We start from the raw sequence: 19756 nt of genomic DNA, 5'->3' as shown, positions 1-19756 counted from the left end.
ATTGGCGAAAAGCACCAAGGCAATACGACTTCTCGTTTCCCCTCCCCAGCCCCCAGGTACTCCCCTACGTCCTTCTGGCCATGCTCGCGGTCGCCGCACTGGGTACAGCAGCGCTGGCCCTTCTACGGACCTCCTGAACATCCTGTGAAGCAGCTCGAGAACTCCCGGCTCTGGCGCCTGGTCCTCATTGCCATGCTGGTCCCCCTGGCACTCATCGCCTTCTGGCCAAGCCCCGTGGACCAGCCCGTACAAGGCCAGCTCGCGGCCGTCCTGAAATTCCTCCACCGCCACGGAATTCCTGCGTGGTTCAATTACCGATTTGTGGAAGCATCCGCGAACGTGGCGCTTTTTGTCCCCGTTGGACTAGTAAGCTCGCTAGCTTTTCCCAGCTGGCCTTGGTGGAAAATCGGCGCATTCGGATTCCTCATTTCCTGCTGCATGGAACTGGGACAGCTGCTGTTTCTGCACGACCGTTTTCCAAGCCCGCTTGACCTTGTGACAAACACGTCAGGCGCTGTCATTGGCGCCCTCCTGGCTGCAGCAGCCCTTAAACGATTACAGGCCCGCCGCCTTCCGGCAGCGGACCTGTAAGAGGTCTGTAGCGTCGCCTAGTTGACGAAGCCCTTCATCCAGGTCTTCAGGTCCTCACCGAACTCCACCCGCTCTGACGCCAGCGTGATCACGGCCTTGAGGTAGCTGAGCTTGTCCCCGGTATCGAACCGGCGGCCCTTGAACACCACACCGTAAACACCGGAGCCCTCACCCTCCCCGGCGGCCAGGGTCTGCAGCGCATCCGTCAGCTGGATCTCATTGCCACGGCCCGGCTCGGTCTCCTCCAGGATCCCGAACACAGCCGGGTGCAGCACGTACCGGCCGATCACAGCCAGGTTGGACGGCGCATCCCCCACCGCAGGCTTCTCCACCAAACTGTTCACCCGGACATAATCCTCACCGTCCACAGCGGTGACGTCCGCGCAGCCGTACGCGCTGATCTGCGCCGGATCCACCTCAATCAGGGCAATCACCGAACCGCCGGTCTTCTGCTGCACCTCCATCATGGTGGTCAGCAGGTCCTCAGCCTCATCAATGAGGTCATCACCCAGCAGCACAGCAAACGGCTCATCCCCCACGTGCTGGGCAGCGCACAGCACCGCGTGGCCCAAACCCTTGGCCTCACCCTGGCGGACATAGTGGATGGGACCCAGCTCCGAGGCGTACTGCACCGACTCCAGCCTGTCCTTGTCCCCCTTGAGCTCCAGCGCACGCTCCAGGCCCGGCTCGCGGTCAAAGTGGTCCTCAAGGGAGCGCTTGTTCCGCCCCGTGATCATCAGCAGGTCCGTGAGGCCGGACTTCACCGCTTCCTCCACCACGTACTGGATGGCCGGCCGGTCTACCACCGGCAACATTTCCTTCGGCATTGCCTTGGTGGCGGGCAGGAAGCGAGTCCCCAATCCGGCAGCAGGAATGACGGCTTTGGTAATTGCTTTCCCCATAGTCATAGCTGAACCCTACAAATCAGCGGCGGGCAAAGGCAATTTCGCGCCTGTGAATTTCGGCTCACGCTTCTCCTGGAACGCCCGGAAACCCTCGGCATAATCGTCGGTGGTGCACAGGCGCGCCTGCTCGGCGTTCTCCTCCTGCATGGCCTCCCACAGGCCCAGGCGCTGGTCCCGGATGTGCGCCACCAACTCCTTGCTCGCCACAAAAGCGCCCGTAGCGCCAAAAGCAACACGGCCAACAATCCCCCGCGTGGTCTCCAGCAGATGGTCCGCCGGCATGGCCCGGCTGAACATCCCCTGTGCCACGGCTTCCGCCCCGGAGATCAAGTCCGCCGTGTAGATCAGGTCCAGCGTCCGGTGCATGCCCAGCCGCTCCGTGAAGTACCAGTGCCCGCCCGAGTCCAGCGTGGCGCCCAGCTTGGCAAACGGCGAGCCGAACTTGGCGTTCTCCGCCACATACACCACGTCCGTGGCCAGCAGCAGCCCCAGTCCCACGCCCAGGCACGCCCCGTGGGCGGCCGCGAACGTGGGTGCCGGGAATGCGGCCATCTTCTTCAGCAAAGGCTCCACCAGGCCGCCCAGGTACGCGGCGGCGTCGTCGCTTTCCGGCGTCACGTTCTGGATGTCCCGGCCCGCGCAGAAGGCACGGCCCTCTCCCCTGAGCAGCAGCGCCCGCACCTTCCCAATCTCGGCGGCGGCAGCGGCGTCGTCGTACGCCTGGGTTAAATCCGCCAGCGCCTGCTCATCCAGCGAGTTCAGCTTGTGCGGTGCGTTCAGCACCACCTCGGCCACGGCGTTGTTGATGGAGAGGGAAATCATGGAACTCCTTGTTTGGGACCGGTAGGGCTAGACGTCGAAGTCGACGGTGACTTCCTTGCTGGTGGGGTGGCTCTGGCACGTCAGCACGTACCCCTTGTCCAGCTCATCCTGCTCCAGCGCGTAGTTTTCGTCCATGGTCACGCTGCCGGTGACCACCTTGGCCCGGCAGGTGCCGCACACTCCCCCGGCGCACGCGAACGGTACGTCCGGGCGGACCCGCAGCGCCGCGTTGAGGATGGACTCGCGGGCGTGGGTGGGGCTGGCCACCTCGCCCTGCAGGCCGTCCAGCTTGAAGGTGATCTTGTACGTCTCCTTGGACTCGTCCACCAGCACGGGACGGCCAGCGTTGCCCTCCGGCTTGTCCGGCTTGCCGGAGGTGAACAGCTCGAACCGGACGTTCTCCGGCTTCACGCCGCGCTCGGCCAGGGTGTCCCGGCACAGCTGCACCAGCTCGAACGGCCCGCACAGGAACCACTCGTCCACATCGTCCGCGTGGATGGCCGTGCCCAGCAGCTGCTGGAGCTTCTCCGAATCGATCCTGCCGGAGAGCAGCGGCGCGATCCGCTGCTCGCGGGACAGCACGTGGTGGATGGCCAGCCGCTGCGGGTACTTGTCCTTCAGGTCCGCGAGCTCCTCCAGGAACATCACGTCCATGGCGGCCTTGTTGGCGTAGATCAGATCGAACCGGCACTCCGGGTTGGCGGCCAGCAGCGTCCGGGCGATGGCGATCACCGGCGTGATCCCGCTGCCCGCGGCGATGGCCACGAAGTTCGCTTCCCCCTGGGAGGCGACGTCCCCCGCCAGCTCCTCCGGGTTGTTCATGGAGTTCATCCGGTTCTGCTCCACGGCCTGGCCGTCGCGGCCGTGCCGGGACACAAACGCGCCCATGGGACTCATGACGTCCAGGGTGTCCCCGGCCTTCAACTCGGCGTTGGCCCAGGTGGAGAACCGCCCGCCCAGGTCCTTCTTGATGGCCACGCGGATCTCGCTGGTGCCGTCCTCGAAGCTGCGCGGCTCCGCGCAGATGGAGTAGCTGCGGCGGATTTCCTTCGGCTCGCCGGACTCGTCCGGCAGCGTGGTGCGCAGCGCCACGTACTGGCCGGGCAGGTAGTCGAACTGGCCGGCGAGCTCCGCAGGCACGTGGAAGGACACCTCGATGGCATCGTCGGTGAGCCGGCGCACCTCCTTCACGGCCAGGGTGTGGAAGGACGGACGACGGCGGCCGGTGGCCTGCGCCTCCTCGGCGGCGGTCTGGCGGACAACAGGCATGGGGCTTCCTTACAGCACTTTGAAGTAGTCGAACGGTTCCTTGCAGTCCTGGCAGACGTACAGCGCCTTGCAGGAGGTGGAGCCGAAGCGGGTGAGTTCCTTGGTGTTGAGGCTTGAGCATTGCGGGCACTTCACGGCCATGGTGAGGCGGATGGGGCCGGCGTGCCGTGCCGCGTTGGACTTCCCCGTGGGCGGGGCGATGCCGTACTCCTGCAGCTTCTGCTTGCCGGCCTCCGTCATCCAGTCCGTGGACCAGGCCGGGGCGAGCACCAGGTCCACCTCGACGTCCATGTAGCCCTCTTTTTCAAAGGCGGTTTTGAGGTCGTCGCGGATGGCGTCCATGGCCGGGCAGCCCGAGTACGTGGGGGTGATGGTGACCTTGACGTGGTCAGTCCCGTGTTCCTTCGTCACTGCGACGTCCCGCAGGATGCCCAGGTCCTCGATGCTCAGTACCGGGATCTCCGGGTCCACCACGGTGGCAGCGATGTCCCAGGCCTTCTGCCGCGGCGTCTGCGTCCGGGATTCAAAGTCCGAGATGTACATGGCGGCGGTCACCAGCTCGCTCCGGGGTGCTCGCGGGCCAGCACCTGCATCTCGGCCAGAATGTAGCCCAGGTGCTCGGAGTGCCTGCCCTGCCGGCCGCCGCCGGGTGCTGCCGGGACGTCCGGAACCTCCAGCCCGGCCTCAGTGAGGACTTCGCCCGTCAGCCGGTCAAAGTCCTCTTTCAAAGAGGAAGGCGCGACGGCGATGCCCGCCTCGGCGAGCCGGCCCGTCAGGTCGTCATCACGGAAGAGTTCCTCCACGTACGGCCACATGATGCGGAAGCCGTGGATCATCCGCTTGCGGGACTCCTCCGTGCCGCCGGCCAGGCGCAGGACCCACTGGGCGGCGTGGTCCCGGTGGTAGTCCACTTCCTTCACGGCCTTGGCTGCGATGGCGGCGAGGGTGGCGTCCTTCGATTCGGTCAGCCGGGTGTAGAGCAGGAACTGGTAGTAGCTCACCACGAACTGGCGGGCGATGGTGGCCGCGAAGTCCCCGTTGGGCTGCTCGAACAGCTGCACGGAGCGGAACTCATGCTCGCGGCGGAAATAGGCGAGGTCGTCCTCTGACCTGGCCGAACCGTCGTCGTTCACCATGGCGCCGCCGGCGTAGCTGAGGAAGGAGCGGGCGTGGCCCAGCTGGTCCAGGGCGATGTTGCCCAGGGCGATGTCCTCCTCCAGCTCGGGGGCGCGGGAGATCCAGTGGCCCAGGCGCTGGGCCAGGATCAGGGCGTCGTCGCCCAGGCGCAGCGCGTACTCGGCGGTGTCTTCGCTTGGTTTCGCAAGGCCGGTGCGGACCTCCAGCGCGATGTCCTCCGGGCGGAGGGCGTTGCCGGGGGTGATGCGGGTGGCGCTGGCGTTGGCTTCGCTCACAGGTGCTTCACTCCCTCGCTCTTGGTGTAGTGCGTGGCATGGCGGTAGTCCTTGCCCTGGGGCGACTCGAAGAACGCGCCCTTGGAATCGGGATCGCTGGCGGCGATGGCGTCCGCGGGGACAACCCAGATGGAGACGCCCTCGTTGCGGCGGGTGTAGAGGTCCCGGGCGTTGCGCAGGGCCATGGCGGCATCCGGTGCGTGCAGGGAGCCGGCGTGGACGTGGCTCAGGCCGCGGCTGGACCGGACAAAGACCTCCCAGAGGCCCCAGGCGTGGTCCGTGTGTTCCTGCGGTTTGGGGGATGCCTTGGGGGCTTCGCGGTTGATCTCGGTGGCGGAGCTAGCGGGTGCTTCCGGGTTCCCGTGGGGGCTCATGCTGCGTATTCCTTCTGCTTGTTAAGCTGCTTGGCTGCGTAGGCGGCGGCTGCCTCGCGGACCCAGGCGCCGTCGTCGTGCGCCTGCCTGCGGCGCTCAAGGCGCTGGGAGTTGCAGGGGCCGCGGCCGGCCAGGACCTCGTGGAACTCGTCCCAGTCCAGCGGGCCGTGCTCCCACTTCTTGGAGTCCTCGTTGAAGCGGATCTGGTCATCGGGGAGGGTGAGGCCCAAGACCCGGACCTGCTCCACCATCATGCCCACGAAGCGGCTGCGGAGCTCATCGTTGCTGAAGCGCTTGATGTTCCAGGCCATGGACTGCTTGGAGTTGGGGGAATCGTCATCCGGCGGGCCGAACATCATCAGGGCCGGGGCGTACCAGCGGTTCACGGCGTCCTGGGCCATCTGCTTCTGGGCGGGGGTGCCGTTGGAGAGTTCCAGCAGGATCTCGAAACCCTGGCGCTGGTGGAACGACTCCTCCTTGCAGATGCGCACCATGGCCCGGCCGTAGGGGCCGTAGGAGGCGCGGCACAGCGGGACCTGGTTGCAGATCGCTGCGCCGTCCACCAGCCAGCCGATGGCACCCATGTCCGCCCAGGTGAGCGCGGGGTAGTTGAAAATGCTCGAGTAGCGGGCCTTGCCGGCGATCAGCGCGTCCGTCATCTCGTCCCGGTTCTGGCCCAGGGTCTCGGCGGCGGAGTAGAGGTACAGCCCGTGGCCGGCCTCGTCCTGGACCTTGGCCATGAGGATGGCCTTGCGCTTCAGGCTGGGGGCCCGAGAGATCCAGTTGGCTTCCGGCTGCATGCCGATGATCTCCGAGTGGGCGTGCTGGGAGATCTGGCGCAGGAGGGTCTTGCGGTAGGCCGCCGGCATCCAGTCCTTCGGTTCGATGCGGGAGTCCTCGGCGATGACGCGGTCAAAGTTGGCCTGGCCGTCCGCTTCCGCCGTTTCGCTGGTTCCAGCCGTTAGCTCGACCGGCACTGACTGCAAGTTCTGGGCTGCCATGGTTGCTCCTATGCAAAGACCGTCTGGGACGTGCGGAATTATTTACCGACCGTTCGTTCAGGATATGCGGAACCGCGAGGGCCCGTCAAGCGTTGACCCGCACCACTCCTGCCCACCCCTTGCGACGCTCTCTCACTTGATGCCCCCTTTTTCCTGACGCTCCCTCACTTGATGCGGACTTATTCCTGATGCTCTCTCACCTGCCTGCTGCGGGTGGTGCGCGCCGCCGTCGTGCGTTCCTGCTCCCGGCGTCTGTGCCGCCAAAGTCTGCGAGTGAGGCTGTGACGCCCACCTGGCGGAAAGCAATGGTTTGGATCTATCAGGTCGCCGCATTCAGGTCAGTTCCTCCATGAGCCGGGCGAGGATGTCATTCATGGCGAGCAGGCCAACGAGCTGACTGCCTTCGACCACGACGAGCCGGCTGAGATGGTAGCGGCTCATCAGGGCCGCTGCCTGGCGGACGGACAGGTCCTCGTTGACAGTGATGGCGGGAATCGTGGCTGCGTCGTAAACGTTCAGGAGATCCACATCTCCGTCCTGGGCAACGACGGTGTCCAAAAGTTCCCTGTAGCTCAGCATGCCGTACGCGTCATGGGCGTGCTGGCGCTCCACCACCAGGCTCTTGACCTGACGCTCCTTCATCATCGACAGCGCCTCCCGCAGGGTGCTGTAAGGGGAGATCGTGACGACCTCAGGGACCATGACATCTTTGACGGTCAGCATCTTTTCCTCCTCGTTAGGTGCAGACAGGGCTCAGGCGCCCTCGCGGCGCAGGTGCTCCTCGAATCTGACCACCTGGCGCATGTCGATCCCGGTCAGGTGCTCAATCGGGATCGCGAAGGCCAGGCCCCGGGATCCAGTCCCTTTGACCAGTATTTGGTGCAGTTCCTTCAGGATGGGGGCCGTCAGGTGGGTGCCGACGACCATCAGCAGCACTGATTGCGTGCCTTCGAAGGTGAGCCCAAAGAATGTCTTCCTGGCCTCGCCTCCGATGCCCTTGCCGGGCAGGATGGTCACGCCCGTGGCCCCGGCCCGCTGCGCATGTTCAATGACCCTGTCTTCAAGCTCGTCGGGGGCAATCACGATGACTGCTGTGAATTTCATGCCGGTCTGCTCCTTAGAACGGGAACTCTCTCCATCACCATGGCGTACACCATGACGGCGATGACAGGGAAGATGGACGCATAAGCGATCAAACCAAACCCGTCGATCAGCACGTCCCTGCCCTCCACGGCGGCGGCAAGGCCTATTCCGAGGGCGGTTACCAACGGAACGGTGACCTCCGACGTCGTCACACCGCCCAGGTCGAAGGCCAGCGCGATGATGTATTTCGGGGCGAAGAACATCAGCACGATCGCGATGGCGTAGGCGGTCATGATGAAGTAGTGGAACGGGCCACCCACCAATATCCGGTAGACACCGAAGCCTATCCCCAGGCCTACACCAACGGCGACAATGACTCGGACGGCGAACGCGTTGATCTTGCCCGGTGACGCGTCCTGCGCCTGTTCCCCGATGGCCACCAGGGCAGGTTCGGCCATGGTGACCGCGAAGCCGATCAGCAGCGCGAAGAGCAGGATCAGGACAGGGGCTCCCTGCTCGATCAGCTGCTCCGCCATCAGGGTGCCGAGCGGGAACAGCCCGAGCTTGAGTCCGATTACGAAGGCATACAGTCCCACCAGGACCATGATGAAGCCGACGACGACCCGCAGGGGGTGGGGCAGCCTGCGCCGCAGGGCGACCCATTGAAAGAACAAGACGACGGCCACGATAGGAAGAACTTCCCGGACCATTGACGCGAGTCCAAGGATCATGCCGAGCACCCAACCCGTTGCATCCGCCCCGGCGTCAGGCACCGGCGGAGCCGGCGGCGCGGCAGAGCCGAAGGTGTAGACCCAGATACCGTAGAGCTGGACCCCGATCATGGGCACCATTACGCACAGAGCGACCAGGCCAAAGCCGTCCGCGAGCAGGCTGCGTCCCCTGATGGAATTGGCCAGCCCGAGACCGATCGCGGCGATCAGTGGGACACTGACGATGTTGGTGGTAACCCCGCCTGAATCGTAGGCAAGGGCAATGATCTCCGGCGGGGCGATATAGGTGAGTCCCAGCGCTGTCGCGTAGCCTGCGATCAACAACTTATATACGGCCCAGCCCCGAAGAACGCGCAGGACGCCCAGGATCAAGACCAGACCCACCGACACCGCGATGACGAAACGCAGCACCAGCGCGTTGATCCGGCCGGCGCTGACCAGCTGGGCCTGCTCCGCGACAGCGATCACCGCCGGCTCCGCAACGGAAGCCGCGAAGCCAATGGCAAATCCAAAGGGCAGCAACAGCCCCAGGGCCCCGCTCCGGACAAACTGATTCGCCAGGTTCTTACCTACCGGAAAGATACTCAGATCCAGGCCGTGCAGGAACAGGGCAATGCCTACAGCCACAACCAGAAGGCCTGCCACCAGCTCCAGGGGGCCATCGGGCATGGACCGGAATACCAGCAGCTGGAACACCAAAACGACGACTACGATCGGTAAAAGGTTCCTGAGCGCCTTGAGGAATTCCCCGGCAAATCGACTGAGATGCTCCATCGGGTCCTTTCCTGGAAGATCCAGCGAGTAACGCGCCTGTCAGCTCGCCTCTCCAGCCCAGTCGAAGCTATTAGCCACGGCTCCAGCGGTGTCCCCGGGTTCCCTGTCCATGATCGTTATTTCCAGCTCCCTGCCAGCCGGGCGACCCGGCGTTCAAGTTCAGCGATCCGATCGGTGAGCGGCTGGCTGTGCAGAAGCTCGGCAACCTGATCGGCTTCGTCCTCCTCGAGCACGATTCTTGCCACGACCCGGTCGGGCTCGGCCTCGTCGTACACGAAGATTTCACGCCTGCCCAGACGGTCGACGAGAATGCGGAGTTGCTGGCCATCGCGGGTCCGGCAGTCATGCAGCAGGCCAGCGCCCGGCACTGTGGAATGGGTGGTCTCCATGGGGCCCTCCGTTCCCTGGTTTCTTTAGGGTGGATCCAGTCTCCCTCCGTGATCAGTGAGGTGCCATTAGGCCTGACACCCATTTCGGAGCGACAAGGGTGCGTGCTTCCGCAGCCTGTGGGTGCGGGCCCTCATGGACAAAGGACGCAGGCCGCGTAAGGCTAGTCGAATGCGGACTCCGCTCGAAACGAGGGCCGCCGGCGCAACAGTCGGCCTGCCCCCGAAAGGACCGGCGCAGTTGCTGTTCTGGCGACTGTTCATCATCAACGGGTTGCTCTTTGCCATCGGCACTCTCGTTCTGGCGCTCTCCCCAGCAACGGTGTCATCACCCGTCCTGCTGACTGAAGTGCCGGTCCTGATCATTGGACTGGCCCTCATCCTCGCCGCGAATGCCGCCCTGGTGCGGGCAAGTCTCGCACCGCTTGACGCGCTGACGACCGTCATGCGCCGGGTGGGCCTGCTACGGCGCGGCGGGGACCGGGCAACCACTGAAGCCGGTAACGGCGACCTCGGGCACTTCATCCGCACCTTTAATGAAATGCTGGATCGGCTCGAAGCGGAAACCAGCGCGAGCAGCGCCCTCGCCCTTGCAGCGCAAGAGGGGGAACGTCAGCGGATCTCGCGGGAACTGCACGACCAGATCGGCCAAAGCCTGACCGTTGCCCTCCTCAGCCTCAAGCGGGTTGTCGACCGCTCTCCCGACGATCTGCGCGAAGAGAGCCTCGTCGCACAGGACGCCGTCCGTGCGAGCCTGGAGGAGGTCCGCCAGGTCGCGCAACGTCTCCGCCCCGGCGTACTCGCGGACCTCGGCCTGCGTAGTGCCCTGACCTCGCTGGGCACCGAGTTCTCCCGCTCGAGCGGAATCCCGGTGAACTGGGGGATCGCCGACAAGCTTCCCGAGCTCAGCGGGGACGTCGAACTGGTCCTCTACCGCATTGCCCAGGAGGCACTCACCAACGTCGCCCGTCATGCCCACGCGACACAAGTCGATTTCACGCTCACCTCATCCACGACCGGGCTGACCCTGCGAATTAGTGACAACGGGCAAGGCGGCGACCTCCCCGAGGGCGCAGGCATCCGCGGAATGCGCGAACGGGCCATGCTCATCGGCGCCGAGCTCACAGTCTCCTCCCGCCCGAGCGGGGGAACCGACGTCCGCCTCCTCGTTCCCGGCGCCGAGGCAAGGAACTGAACCGATGGGCGCACCCACCCGCATCCTCCTCGCCGACGACCACGCCCTGGTCCGCCGCGGACTCCGCATGATCCTCGACGCGGAAGAAGACCTCACCGTCGTCGCCGAGGCCGCAGACGGCACAGAAGCCGTCGCTGCCGCGACCGCCGGCGGGATTGACCTCGCCATTCTCGACATCGCCATGCCCCAGATGACCGGCCTCCAGGCAGCACGACAAATATCGCGGAGCGCACCCAACGTGCGTATCCTCATCCTTTCTATGTACGACAACGAGCAGTACTTCTTCGAAGCGATACGTGCCGGGGCCTCTGGCTATGTCCTCAAGTCGGTCGCCGACCGCGACCTGATCGAAGCATGCCGGGCATCGATGAGAGGAGAGTCGTTCCTCTACCCTGGCGCGGTCACCGCGCTCATCCGCGACTACCTCGAACGCGACCGACGGGGCGACCGGATGCCGAACAGCATTCTCACGCCTCGAGAGGAGCAGATTACGAAGCTCATCGCAGAGGGAAACTCCACCAGGGAAATCGCCGAGGCCCTCAGGATCAGCGTAAAAACCGTCGACCGCCACCGGGCTAACGTCCTGCAAAAGCTCGGCCTGCGCGACCGGCTGGATCTCGCAAGATTTGCCATTCGCACCGGACTCATAGAGCCGTAAGGGGACCGAACCGGCAATGCCAGCTATCTGGTAGGCCAGGGAGGGGGCGGAGAAGAAGCGCGAAAAACGGATCCGGGCCGCAGGCTTTGCGGTGGTGCGGGGAATGGGCTGACCTCATGGAGCCGGCAGGCTGGAACGCATGCTGGCGGCGGCCGGCGCGCTCCGCCGTCGAACGCGCTCCACCCGCAAGCGTACTGGGATGCGCAGTAACGCGGCAGTAACGGGCAGGGGGTTCTGCTTGCTGTGGTGGGAGGTGGTGGCGTGGTCACAAAACATAAACCAGCAGCTAAACCTCCCTGGTACAAGCGCACCTCGACGTTCATCATCGCCGCAGGTGCACTGGCGGCCGCGATCCTGGGTGTGCTGAACCTCTGGGACAGGATCTTTCCTCCTCCCGACGAAGACGTGGCACGGATCGAGTCGATCCACATCATCAAGCGCACTCCGCTGACCGGCTTCGCACCGGAAGGGATCGGCGGGTTCCTGCCCCTGACCGCCGTTCCTGAGGCTGCCTCGGCGGGGCAAATTTACGACGACGGCAGGCTGGCCAGGGCGGGTGCCGCCGACATGCCGCGTCCGGCGGGCCAGGAGGCGGCGGCCACGCCCCGGTTCACGGGGTTTGAACAGTTCACCATGCGTCCGCTGCCCACCGTGCGGCCCGTCCCGCGGCCCACCTTCCTGACGTTCACGCCCGCGCCGACGCCCACGACCCCCACGCCGACGCGGACGACGGCGACGCCCAGTCCCACACCCACCGGCACCTCTACAGGGACGGGCAGTCCGTCGCCAACACTGAGCACCACGCCCGCCGGCATCCTGACCGTCCTCCCCGAACCCTCCATCCGGCTCCTCGGGGAGATCCCGCCCCTGACCGATGAATACATCAGGGAGATGTCGAATCACTATGCGCTGCGGGACGTGGTTCCCCCCGCCGTCGTGTATACAGCCCACGCCATGGTTATCGAAACCATCGACGAAAACGGAGAAACCGTGCCCCCGGCACAGGTGGCTCTCAGGCTGGCCGCGGCGCTGCAGGAGGTGGAGTCAACCAGCGGCCCGCAGGGCGCGGATCCGCAGGGCTGGAGCGTGGCCGTCAGGGTAGACCTCCAGGGACTCGCTGATGTCCCCCTACTCCTGACGTGGTCCCTGGACGGCTTGGACGTACCGCTCACCTGGCAGGCCGAAAAACTCGCCTACAGGGTGGTGGGAGCCACCCCTCATGACGCGGGAGTGGCCGAGATCTGGGTGCCGGACCTCAAACGTGCCGGCACCTACAACGTCAACATCAAACTCTCCTACGAAGCCACCGGAATCATCGCCGACTGGCGCCCGCTGGCACTCCCGGACACGGGACTTACCCAGGGCGGCTGAACCCGGCGGCAGGCGCGGCGTCACTGATGCTCAGATGCGGGCGCCGGGCTGCACGCGGGTTAATTTCAGGGCCGTTTCCCTCAGTGTGCTGGGAAGGAAAGGCTTCGTCAGATACGCAGCGGCTCCGGCTGCCAGCCCGGCAAGAACGTCGTCGTCTTCTGCCCTGGCCGTGAGGAACAGCAGAGGTGCCGGGCTTAGCTTCCGCAGTTCAAGGCTAAGGTCCCGTCCATCGATGTCCGGCAAGCCCAAGTCCAGGGTGATCAGGGACAGGGTGGCACCGGCCGCGGCGACTGCGGCTTTCCCCTCGGCTCCTGATCCGACGGCCAGCACCTTGAACCCGGCACGGGTCAACACGGCGGTAATCAGTCCGCGGATATCAGAGTCATCTTCAATGACCAGGCAGAGCTGCTGTTCTTCCACTAAGCCCCCCGGCTCTTGCTAGTTTGTGGCAAGTTTACGACGCGCAGGCCCCGGCCGGGGCCACATTGCGGGCGGCCGTCCATGTACACCGCATATTCACCGTAAACCCCGGGCAAAAGGCCCGCGCATGCGTGTGATAGGGCTGTGGTCGTTTCGCGGAAAAACAGGCCCGGGCGGACAATAACGCCTGCAACGCAGTGCGGCCCGCCTTCCTGAGCCGGAGGGCGGGCCGCACTGATCGCAAACTGGCGCTAGAAGCGGTTGCGCGGGGGCCGCGCCGCCTGGCCTGCGCGGCCGGCCTGCTTGGCTTTCCGGGCCTGCAGCACCTTGCTGATGATGGTGGGCAGGAAGGCAATGAGCAGTTTCTTCATGGCGCTGGTCCTTTCGTTGATGTTCCGCGGTCCCGCTGGAGGGATCGTCGGGGCCCGGGGGAAGCCGCCTGATCCCTGCAGGTCGAGATAGTAAGCATGGTTACTAAATAGATCCTACGCACAGTGGCTGCCCATCGCGCAAGACGCAGCACCGCGCCCTGGCCCAACTAGGTAGCAGCAGATCCTGTTTTGGGGCCTCATAACGACATGTGCTGCTACCTAGTTGGGCAGGGAGGCACCCATGGCGGGCGCCGCCGTCGGAAGCACCCCGCAGAAGTGTGGCGCAGCTCACACCTTTTTCTGCGTGAGGTTTGGCGGCCCGGCTGCGTCTTATCTGCACAGGCGCACAACAGCGCAGGTTCAACAAAGAGGAGTGATCGCTTTGACTACCCAGACGCAGACCCCCGCAACCGTCGCCGCCAAGACCCCGTCGGCCGGTGTGGCCGCCCCCGCCCAGCCCAAGGGCAAGGACGGGCGCGGCGCCACCACCGTTGACGACGCCGTGGTGGCGAAGATCGCCGGCATCGCCATCCAGGAGATCGACGGCGTCCACGCCCTCGGCGGCGGAGCAGCCCGTGCACTGGGCACGCTCCGGGAAAAAGTGGGCCAGAAGGACCTGACCCAGGGCGTCAGCGTTGAGGTGGGGCAGACCCAGGTGGCCGTTGACGTCACCCTGGTGGTCGAATACCCGCACCCCCTCCAGGACGTGGCGGACCGCGCCCGGGACGCTGTGTACACAGCCATCGAGGACCTCGTGGGCATGGAGGTGACCGAAGTCAACATCACCATCACCGACATCCACGTCCCCTCCGACGACGCTGACGACGACGCCGACCAGGAGCCGAGGGTCGCGTGAGCCCGGCAGTAACAGGCACCGCCGCCGGGGCTGTCCTGGCCCTGGCGGCCCTGGCCTTCGGCTTCTGGGGATTCCTGCTCACCGCCCTGTTCATGGGGACCGGCGCGGTGCTGGGCCGGGCCGCCCAGGGCACGCTGGACGTCGGCGCGGTCATGGACGCCCTCCGTGGCAAGCGCTCCTCCCCATGACACGCCGGGGCTACAACCGGATCTCGCCCGCGGCGCTCCGGCACACCCTGGAGACAGTTGCGGCTGATGCTTTCGGCGTCCCCGGAAAGAACGTTGAGGCAGATCTCCGGGATGACGGTGGCACATTGGGGGCCGCCATCTCGGTGATGCTTCCCCTCCCGCCGCTGCTGCAGCCGGGCCCCGGCACGGGCACAACGCCCGCAGCGGGCACGCTGTTCGAGCAGACGCGGGCGGCGCGGGACACCATCCTGCGCCGGGGCGCCGACCTCAGCGGGCTGCTCATGGGAACGGTGGACATCACGCTCACCGGCGCCCGGCAGCCGCACCGGACCAGCAGGGTCGACGGCGGTCCCCACCAGACGGGTCCCCAACAGGAACACCACGAGGAAAGGAGGCCGGCATGAACAACCAACGGCTCATCCGCCGCATGGTGCGGCGGGAAACCCACTCGTCGCGGGCAGCAGCATCGGTCCTGGCCGCAACGGTCCTCCTGGCGCTATGCCTCTGGCTGGCCCTGGAAGCAGTCCTGATGATGGCCGGGGTTCCCGCACTGCTGGCGTCCCCCGGGGAAACAGGACGGTGGCTGGCCGGGCTTCCTGCCGCCACCATTCCTGGCTGGCTGGCCGCCGCCGGCGCAGGGATCGCGCTGCTCGGAGTGCTCCTCATGGCTGCTGGCATGGCCCCCGGGCGCCGGCCGCGCCGGGCCCTGGCCAGCGGCCGCTGCGCCGTGGTGGTGGACGACGACGTGATCGCCTCAGCCGTCTCCCGCACCGTGCAGCTCAGCTCTGGCGTCGCCCCGGGGCAGGTGACCACCACCGTGGCCGGACGCTCCGCCAGCGTCCAGGTGCGGCCGACGTCGGGCCTTGCGCTGGACGCCGGCGCCCTTACCGCCGCTGCCAGCAGCGAACTGGCGCGGTACGGACTGGCCACGCGCATCACCCCAGCGGTGCGCGTGGCCAGCAGCGGGGCGGTGGGGCAATGAGGAGAACCAACCGCGCCCTCAACCGGACCCTGCTGATCGTGCTTGGACTGCTTCTGGCCGCCGTGGGTGCGCTGGTGGCGGCGGCCGGGTTCCTGCCCACCGTGGCGGACGCCTGGGCTGCCACCGCGTCCACGCTCTTGGGCCAGGCATCCGCCTTGCTCAGTAGCGCCCCGCTGCCGGGACCAGTCCGCAGCTGGTGGGCTGTTGCCTGGGCGGGCGGCCTCCTTCTGGCCGCGGCGCTGTGCGTCGCATGGATCGCGTCGCAGGGCGGCGGCCGGACCAGGAGGCTTGCGCAGGAGGACGACGGCGGCCGCGGCACCACGGTGGTGGACGTCGGGCTGGTCTCCGCGGCGGTAAAGAACGCCACGGCGGACAACCGCATGGTGGTTGCCACGGCAGTCTCCGCGTGGGAACTCCCCCGCGCAACGGGGCTCAAGCTGCGGCTCCAGGCACGCCAGGGCGCCTCCCCCGGCGATCTTGCCGGGACGGCGGAGGAACTGGTGACAGGAATTGATGCCTGGTTGGGCGATCAGATCCCGGTCCTGGTCCGAATCACCAGCGGCGCCCGGACCGCCACGGCACGGCGGGGCAGGGTGCAGTAGCCCTTCCCGGCCGTTCCGGACACGTCTTCTGCACCACCAGCTGTGCTCCACGACGTTCGCTCCACCCCGCTCTAACCGAAAAATCGCCGCAGCCGCGGTGATGGACGAAAGGAAGTGACCATGGGAATCGACGACAAGGCAAACAACGCAGTGACCAACCACGTGGGCGCCGCCAAGGAGGCCACGGGCAAGCTCACCGGCAACGAACGCCTGGAGCGGGAGGGCCAGCGGGACCAGGCCGAAGCCAAGCTCAGGGATGCCGGGGCGAAGGTCAAGGACGCCGCCCGGAAGCTGAAGGACGGCTTCAGCAAGGACTGATGCTCCCGCGCCGGGGAGGCCGGCCCGCATCCGCCGGCCCTCCCCCAGCCGGCCTGCACAGGGCCAGTCCCCCGGCAGCACCCACCCAGCAAGGCACCCCGGCAGCACCCACCCCAACACCCCGTCTCACGACGCCCGATGAAAGCAGAAGAAGTGAGTGGATCACCCGCGGCTCCGCACCAACTCGACCTTGTGCCGGACGCCCTGCTGGCCGGCCGGGCGGCCGACGGCGATACAGCGGCTTTCGAGGCCCTCGCCCGGCGCTACGGTCCGCTCATGCGGGCCAGCGCCCGCCGGCTGACGGGCTCCACCGCGGATGCGGACGACATTGTCCAGGACGCGCTGATCCAGGCCTGGAACCAGCTGGACTCGCTCCGGGAGCCGGCGGCCGTCAAGGGCTGGCTGATGCGTATCACGGGCAGCCGCAGCATCGACCACCTGCGCAGGCGCCGCTACGATGCCGGGCTGGACGCCGTCGAAACCACCAGGGACAGCCGCAGGCCGGACGGCGCGGGCTCATGGCCGGATCCCGAGGCGGCGGCGCTGGACGGGTCCCAAGTTGAGGCGCTGAAGGCGGCCCTCTCCCGGCTCCCGGAGGAGCAGCGCCGATGTTGGGTGCTCAAGGAGTTCAACGGCCAGAGTTATGAGGACATTGCCCGGACGCTGAACATCAGCACCGACAGTGTCCGCGGCAGGCTGGCACGCGCACGGATTGCCCTGGCGAGCACAATGGAGGAATGGCGATGAGCACCCCGAACGGCACGTTCGACTGCGGGCACGATCTCGCGGAACTCAGCAATTACCTGGACACAGGAGAACTTCAGGACCTGGCCCACCTGGACAGCTGCCCCGAGTGCCAGGCCGGCCTGGCGTCACTGCGGCGGCTCTCCAGCCTTGGCCAGGAACTGCTCGACGCCGACGTTGCCGACGCCGGAAAAGGCACAGACGGCTGGATGCAGAAGATCCTGGGCAACCTGGCCCTGGAGCTCCGGCCGGGCAGGAGCATCCCCCTCCGCGGCGGACACCCCGACGACACCCTCTCGCAGACCGAGGGGGCTGTCTCTGCCCTCATTCGCTCCATCGCGGACACCCTCCCGGGCACCACGGCAGGGCGGTGCCGCCTCCACGGGGACGTCACCACGCCGGGAGCCGAGGTCACCGTGGAGGTCCACCTGGCCATCGTCTTCGGGCATCCGCTGGAGGAACGCGCCAGCAGCCTGCGCCGGCAGCTCGCCCGCGAACTGGCAGTGCAGACCGAACTCAACATCACCTCGATCGACATCACCATCACCGATGTCCTGGAGCCCCAGCCCGCGGGCCCGGGAACAGCTGCCGGACTGATGGGACAGACCCCTCCCCAGGAGAAGCCATGACTGAAGCCCTGGTCCCCCAGCCGGGACGCACGCAGGTGCCCGCCGGACTGGCGGCACAGCTGCAGGAAGCAGTCCTCGCCGTCGACGGCGTCAGCGCCACCTACCCGGTGCGTCCGCTCCGCCAGGTGATGGCGGCGGTGGCGAAGGAGCCTGTGCCGCACATCGACGTCGTGCCTTCCGACGACGGGCTGCGCGTCACGGCGCGCATTGGCGTGGCAGCGGACAACGGGCCGGAGGTCGCCCGGTCCGTCGCCGGCGCCATCCGCAGCCACCTCGCTCCCCAGCCGGTGCAGGTACACGTGGTGATCGTGACGATGGCCCCGTCCGGAAACGGATAGCAGGCAGGGCCGGCGCCGGGCAGTCCGGCAGGCCGCCGGCCCCGAACCACCGGTGGCACCCTCCGCAGACACAGCAAAGGACGAACAATGGCTGACCTCACCGCACTTGCCCTGATTTGCTCCCTGACCCCCTCCCCGGCGCCGTCCAGCAGCGAGCTCATGGCCCGCCACGTGCTGGACGAGCTGGCCACGCACGGCGTGAGCGGGACGTCGCTGCGGGTGGTGGACCACAACGTGATGCCCGGCGTCCAGGTGGACATGGGCGACGGCGACGCCTGGCCGGGCATCCGGGACAAGATCCTGGCGGCCGACATCCTGGTGATCGCCACGCCCATCTGGATGGGCCACCCCAGCAGCATCACGCAGCGGGTCATGGAACGGCTCGATGCGGACCTCGCCGAGACGGACAACGAGGGCCGGCCCATCATGTACGGGAAGGTGGCGGTGGTGGCCGTGGTGGGCAACGAGGACGGCGCCCATAAGACCGTGGCGGACACGCAGCAGGGCCTGAACGACGTCGGCTTCACCCTCCCTGCCCAGGGCGCCACGTACTGGGTGGGCGAGGCCATGCAGACCGTGGACTACAAGGACCTGAAGGCCGTGCCCGAGAAGGTGGCCTCCGCTACCGCCGGCGCAGCCCGGAACGCAGCGCACCTGGCCCGGTTCCTCCGCACGTCGCAGTATCCCGCGGGGTAAAGGGGCGACGGCGGGCTGCCGCGGCTTGGGGGCGTGGCAGCCCGCCTTGGTTCGCCGCGGCATCCTAGCTGGCCACCGCCGCCCCCAGGAACGCCCGGATCTCCTCCGCCATCCGCCGGGACTGGGTCCAGTGCAGGTAGTGATGGCCCTGCAGTGGCACAATCTTGTGGCGGTCAACGTTCGCCAGCAGGTTCTCCGCGGATGACAGCTTGGTGGCAGTGGAGTCCGGCTCTTCATCGGCTATGAAGGCAAGGACCGGCAGGTCATCGGGATAGGTGACGCCCCTGAGCGCAGCGGCGTTGTTGGCTATCCGGGCCGTTTCGTCCGCGACGGCCGGGTTGCCGAAGTTCCAGCTCATCATCAGGCGCATGCGGTGGAGTTCATCCTCGGTGTAGGCGTCACTGTCCGGATCGAGCAAACCGGGGGCCGCAAAGGTCACGGCGCGCACCATCCCGGTCACGGCCAGGGCCCGTTCCACGCTGAAGCCCGGCTCCGGTTCCGGAACCTGTCCGTCCCCGGGTTTGGGGATGGTCGCGTCGATGCCAACCACCGCGGACACTTCCGCCCGGTACCGGTTGGCGTAGTCCAGCATGTAGAAGCCGGCGATCGAGTGCCCCGCCAGGACATACGGCTGCCTGACCTGCAGCCTGGCCAGAACGTCGTGCAGTTCGGTACTGATATTCTCGTTGCTCCGCGGAGGCCCGTCCATGTCGCTGTAGCCGTATCCCAGGCCCTCCACCACCAGGACGTCAAAGCCGCCCAGCTCGCGGACCAGCGGGGCGAAGTCAAGGCCCGGAGCCGGGGTGCCCAGGCCGCTGAGGAGGACGATCGGCTGTCCCTCTCCCCCGCTCCGGTACACGTTGAGGGCAGCGCCGCCCACCGGGACACGTTCGCCATAGGCAGGAATGCCCGACTTTTCCGCCCCCTCCATGGCCGCGTTGACCGCCGTCGACACCAGCAGCAGCCCCACCGCCACCAGTGCGGTGATGCCGAGCCGGCGCAACCAGCGCCGGGGCTTCTTCCGGGGCACGGAAACGGTG

At 66.7% G+C, this 19756-nt stretch carries 27 protein-coding genes; 14 read left to right on the top strand and 13 right to left on the bottom strand.

Annotation, left to right across the window (positions count from 1 at the left end; translation table 11 throughout):
- Positions 1-144: 144 nt before the first annotated feature.
- Positions 145-591, top strand: a complete 447-nt coding sequence (locus NFU08_RS10650) for a VanZ family protein (RefSeq protein WP_251423008.1) — start codon at positions 145-147, stop codon at positions 589-591.
- Between the two features lie 17 nt (positions 592-608).
- Here the strand turns inward: NFU08_RS10650 and galU are convergent, their stop codons facing one another.
- The 11 genes from galU to NFU08_RS10595 all read right to left on the bottom strand — a co-directional run bounded on the left by galU (position 609) and on the right by NFU08_RS10595 (position 9351).
- A complete protein-coding gene (gene galU, locus NFU08_RS10645) occupies positions 609-1499 on the bottom strand; it encodes a UTP--glucose-1-phosphate uridylyltransferase GalU (protein ID WP_251423005.1) in 891 nt (296 codons plus the stop codon).
- Between the two features lie 9 nt (positions 1500-1508).
- Entirely contained in the window at positions 1509-2318 is an 810-nt protein-coding gene (locus NFU08_RS10640) for an enoyl-CoA hydratase/isomerase family protein (protein ID WP_251423002.1), read from the bottom strand.
- Between the two features lie 27 nt (positions 2319-2345).
- A complete protein-coding gene (paaE, locus tag NFU08_RS10635) occupies positions 2346-3587 on the bottom strand; it encodes a 1,2-phenylacetyl-CoA epoxidase subunit PaaE (RefSeq protein WP_251422999.1) in 1242 nt (413 codons plus the stop codon).
- A gap of 9 nt (positions 3588-3596) precedes the next feature.
- Complete coding sequence (gene paaD, locus NFU08_RS10630) at positions 3597-4130, bottom strand: 1,2-phenylacetyl-CoA epoxidase subunit PaaD (RefSeq protein WP_251423163.1); 534 nt, start codon at positions 4128-4130, stop codon at positions 3597-3599.
- An 8-nt stretch (positions 4131-4138) separates the two neighbouring features.
- Positions 4139-4999 carry a 1,2-phenylacetyl-CoA epoxidase subunit PaaC gene (paaC, locus tag NFU08_RS10625; RefSeq protein WP_251422996.1) on the bottom strand — a complete coding sequence of 287 codons (861 nt, stop codon included), beginning with the start codon at positions 4997-4999 and terminating at the stop codon, positions 4139-4141.
- Entirely contained in the window at positions 4996-5373 is a 378-nt protein-coding gene (gene paaB / locus NFU08_RS10620) for a 1,2-phenylacetyl-CoA epoxidase subunit PaaB (RefSeq protein ID WP_251422993.1), read from the bottom strand. The genes paaC and paaB overlap by 4 nt, the downstream gene beginning before the upstream one ends.
- Positions 5370-6374: a 1,2-phenylacetyl-CoA epoxidase subunit PaaA gene (gene paaA, locus NFU08_RS10615; protein ID WP_251422990.1), complete on the bottom strand. Its 1005-nt coding sequence runs from the start codon at positions 6372-6374 to the stop codon at positions 5370-5372. The genes paaB and paaA overlap by 4 nt, the downstream gene beginning before the upstream one ends.
- Positions 6375-6707: 333 nt before the next feature.
- Positions 6708-7097, bottom strand: coding sequence for a CBS domain-containing protein (locus NFU08_RS10610; protein WP_174181577.1), 390 nt, complete (start codon positions 7095-7097; stop codon positions 6708-6710).
- Positions 7098-7127: 30 nt separating this feature from the next.
- Positions 7128-7478 carry a P-II family nitrogen regulator gene (locus NFU08_RS10605; RefSeq protein ID WP_174181567.1) on the bottom strand — a complete coding sequence of 117 codons (351 nt, stop codon included), beginning with the start codon at positions 7476-7478 and terminating at the stop codon, positions 7128-7130.
- On the bottom strand, positions 7475-8962 hold the full coding sequence (locus tag NFU08_RS10600) for a DUF1538 domain-containing protein (protein ID WP_251422986.1): 1488 nt from the start codon (positions 8960-8962) through the stop codon (positions 7475-7477). Before NFU08_RS10600 ends, NFU08_RS10605 begins: the two co-directional genes overlap by 4 nt.
- A 116-nt stretch (positions 8963-9078) precedes the next feature.
- On the bottom strand, positions 9079-9351 hold the full coding sequence (locus tag NFU08_RS10595; protein ID WP_174181563.1) for a hypothetical protein: 273 nt from the start codon (positions 9349-9351) through the stop codon (positions 9079-9081).
- Positions 9352-9520: 169 nt separating this feature from the next.
- Between NFU08_RS10595 and NFU08_RS10590 the strand changes: the two genes are divergently transcribed.
- From NFU08_RS10590 to NFU08_RS10580, 3 genes are all read left to right on the top strand, one after another.
- Positions 9521-10543, top strand: coding sequence for a sensor histidine kinase (locus NFU08_RS10590; RefSeq protein ID WP_251422984.1), 1023 nt, complete (start codon positions 9521-9523; stop codon positions 10541-10543).
- Between the two features lie 4 nt (positions 10544-10547).
- Positions 10548-11201, top strand: coding sequence for a response regulator transcription factor (locus NFU08_RS10585; protein ID WP_251422981.1), 654 nt, complete (start codon positions 10548-10550; stop codon positions 11199-11201).
- A 261-nt stretch (positions 11202-11462) separates the two neighbouring features.
- Positions 11463-12572 (top strand): hypothetical protein, encoded by a 1110-nt coding sequence (locus tag NFU08_RS10580; RefSeq protein ID WP_251422978.1) that lies wholly within the window; start codon positions 11463-11465, stop codon positions 12570-12572.
- Positions 12573-12602: 30 nt separating this feature from the next.
- On the opposite strand, the gene NFU08_RS10575 is transcribed toward NFU08_RS10580, so the two are convergent.
- Positions 12603-12992, bottom strand: coding sequence for a response regulator transcription factor (locus NFU08_RS10575; protein ID WP_251422975.1), 390 nt, complete (start codon positions 12990-12992; stop codon positions 12603-12605).
- 753 nt (positions 12993-13745) lie between these two features.
- Between NFU08_RS10575 and NFU08_RS10570 the strand changes: the two genes are divergently transcribed.
- The 10 genes from NFU08_RS10570 to NFU08_RS10525 all read left to right on the top strand — a co-directional run bounded on the left by NFU08_RS10570 (position 13746) and on the right by NFU08_RS10525 (position 18716).
- Positions 13746-14219 (top strand): Asp23/Gls24 family envelope stress response protein, encoded by a 474-nt coding sequence (locus NFU08_RS10570; protein ID WP_251422973.1) that lies wholly within the window; start codon positions 13746-13748, stop codon positions 14217-14219.
- Positions 14216-14407, top strand: a complete 192-nt coding sequence (locus tag NFU08_RS10565) for a DUF2273 domain-containing protein (protein WP_251422970.1) — start codon at positions 14216-14218, stop codon at positions 14405-14407. Before NFU08_RS10570 ends, NFU08_RS10565 begins: the two co-directional genes overlap by 4 nt.
- Positions 14404-14811: a hypothetical protein gene (locus NFU08_RS10560; RefSeq protein ID WP_251422967.1), complete on the top strand. Its 408-nt coding sequence runs from the start codon at positions 14404-14406 to the stop codon at positions 14809-14811. Before NFU08_RS10565 ends, NFU08_RS10560 begins: the two co-directional genes overlap by 4 nt.
- Positions 14808-15389, top strand: a complete 582-nt coding sequence (locus NFU08_RS10555) for a DUF6286 domain-containing protein (RefSeq protein ID WP_251422964.1) — start codon at positions 14808-14810, stop codon at positions 15387-15389. Before NFU08_RS10560 ends, NFU08_RS10555 begins: the two co-directional genes overlap by 4 nt.
- On the top strand, positions 15386-15991 hold the full coding sequence (locus NFU08_RS10550; protein ID WP_251422961.1) for a hypothetical protein: 606 nt from the start codon (positions 15386-15388) through the stop codon (positions 15989-15991). Before NFU08_RS10555 ends, NFU08_RS10550 begins: the two co-directional genes overlap by 4 nt.
- Before the next feature lie 120 nt (positions 15992-16111).
- Positions 16112-16309, top strand: coding sequence for a CsbD family protein (locus NFU08_RS10545; protein WP_251422958.1), 198 nt, complete (start codon positions 16112-16114; stop codon positions 16307-16309).
- Between the two features lie 153 nt (positions 16310-16462).
- Positions 16463-17056, top strand: a complete 594-nt coding sequence (locus NFU08_RS10540; protein ID WP_251422955.1) for an RNA polymerase sigma factor — start codon at positions 16463-16465, stop codon at positions 17054-17056.
- A complete protein-coding gene (locus NFU08_RS10535; protein ID WP_251422954.1) occupies positions 17053-17682 on the top strand; it encodes an anti-sigma factor in 630 nt (209 codons plus the stop codon). Before NFU08_RS10540 ends, NFU08_RS10535 begins: the two co-directional genes overlap by 4 nt.
- Entirely contained in the window at positions 17679-18020 is a 342-nt protein-coding gene (locus tag NFU08_RS10530) for a hypothetical protein (RefSeq protein WP_251422953.1), read from the top strand. Before NFU08_RS10535 ends, NFU08_RS10530 begins: the two co-directional genes overlap by 4 nt.
- Positions 18021-18107: 87 nt before the next feature.
- Positions 18108-18716, top strand: a complete 609-nt coding sequence (locus NFU08_RS10525) for a flavodoxin family protein (RefSeq protein ID WP_174178043.1) — start codon at positions 18108-18110, stop codon at positions 18714-18716.
- A 64-nt stretch (positions 18717-18780) separates the two neighbouring features.
- Here NFU08_RS10525 and NFU08_RS10520 read toward each other — a convergent pair whose 3' ends face one another.
- Entirely contained in the window at positions 18781-19746 is a 966-nt protein-coding gene (locus tag NFU08_RS10520) for an alpha/beta fold hydrolase (protein WP_251422952.1), read from the bottom strand.
- Between the last annotated feature and the right edge of the window lie 10 nt (positions 19747-19756).

Source organism: Pseudarthrobacter sp. NCCP-2145 (genome assembly GCF_023708005.1).
GTDB classification, from domain to species: Bacteria; Actinomycetota; Actinomycetes; order Actinomycetales; family Micrococcaceae; genus Arthrobacter; species Arthrobacter oxydans.
Note: the sequence above shows the minus strand (reverse complement) of the source record. Positions and strands in the feature narration are given on the sequence as shown.

Bases quoted from the DNA above. Each gene is read 5' to 3' on its own strand.
- galU (WP_251423005.1), bottom strand. From the start codon at position 1,499: ATGACTATGGGGAAAGCAATTACCAAAGCCGTCATTCCTGCTGCCGGA.
- NFU08_RS10640 (WP_251423002.1), bottom strand. From the start codon at position 2,318: ATGATTTCCCTCTCCATCAACAACGCCGTGGCCGAGGTGGTGCTGAAC.
- paaE (WP_251422999.1), bottom strand. From the start codon at position 3,587: ATGCCTGTTGTCCGCCAGACCGCCGCCGAGGAGGCGCAGGCCACCGGC.
- paaD (WP_251423163.1), bottom strand. From the start codon at position 4,130: ATGTACATCTCGGACTTTGAATCCCGGACGCAGACGCCGCGGCAGAAG.
- paaB (WP_251422993.1), bottom strand. From the start codon at position 5,373: ATGAGCCCCCACGGGAACCCGGAAGCACCCGCTAGCTCCGCCACCGAG.
- paaA (WP_251422990.1), bottom strand. From the start codon at position 6,374: ATGGCAGCCCAGAACTTGCAGTCAGTGCCGGTCGAGCTAACGGCTGGA.
- NFU08_RS10610 (WP_174181577.1), bottom strand. From the start codon at position 7,097: ATGCTGACCGTCAAAGATGTCATGGTCCCTGAGGTCGTCACGATCTCC.
- NFU08_RS10605 (WP_174181567.1), bottom strand. From the start codon at position 7,478: ATGAAATTCACAGCAGTCATCGTGATTGCCCCCGACGAGCTTGAAGAC.
- NFU08_RS10600 (WP_251422986.1), bottom strand. From the start codon at position 8,962: ATGGAGCATCTCAGTCGATTTGCCGGGGAATTCCTCAAGGCGCTCAGG.
- NFU08_RS10595 (WP_174181563.1), bottom strand. From the start codon at position 9,351: ATGGAGACCACCCATTCCACAGTGCCGGGCGCTGGCCTGCTGCATGAC.
- NFU08_RS10590 (WP_251422984.1), top strand. From the start codon at position 9,521: ATGCGGACTCCGCTCGAAACGAGGGCCGCCGGCGCAACAGTCGGCCTG.
- NFU08_RS10585 (WP_251422981.1), top strand. From the start codon at position 10,548: ATGGGCGCACCCACCCGCATCCTCCTCGCCGACGACCACGCCCTGGTC.
- NFU08_RS10560 (WP_251422967.1), top strand. From the start codon at position 14,404: ATGACACGCCGGGGCTACAACCGGATCTCGCCCGCGGCGCTCCGGCAC.
- NFU08_RS10555 (WP_251422964.1), top strand. From the start codon at position 14,808: ATGAACAACCAACGGCTCATCCGCCGCATGGTGCGGCGGGAAACCCAC.
- NFU08_RS10550 (WP_251422961.1), top strand. From the start codon at position 15,386: ATGAGGAGAACCAACCGCGCCCTCAACCGGACCCTGCTGATCGTGCTT.
- NFU08_RS10545 (WP_251422958.1), top strand. From the start codon at position 16,112: ATGGGAATCGACGACAAGGCAAACAACGCAGTGACCAACCACGTGGGC.
- NFU08_RS10535 (WP_251422954.1), top strand. From the start codon at position 17,053: ATGAGCACCCCGAACGGCACGTTCGACTGCGGGCACGATCTCGCGGAA.
- NFU08_RS10530 (WP_251422953.1), top strand. From the start codon at position 17,679: ATGACTGAAGCCCTGGTCCCCCAGCCGGGACGCACGCAGGTGCCCGCC.
- NFU08_RS10525 (WP_174178043.1), top strand. From the start codon at position 18,108: ATGGCTGACCTCACCGCACTTGCCCTGATTTGCTCCCTGACCCCCTCC.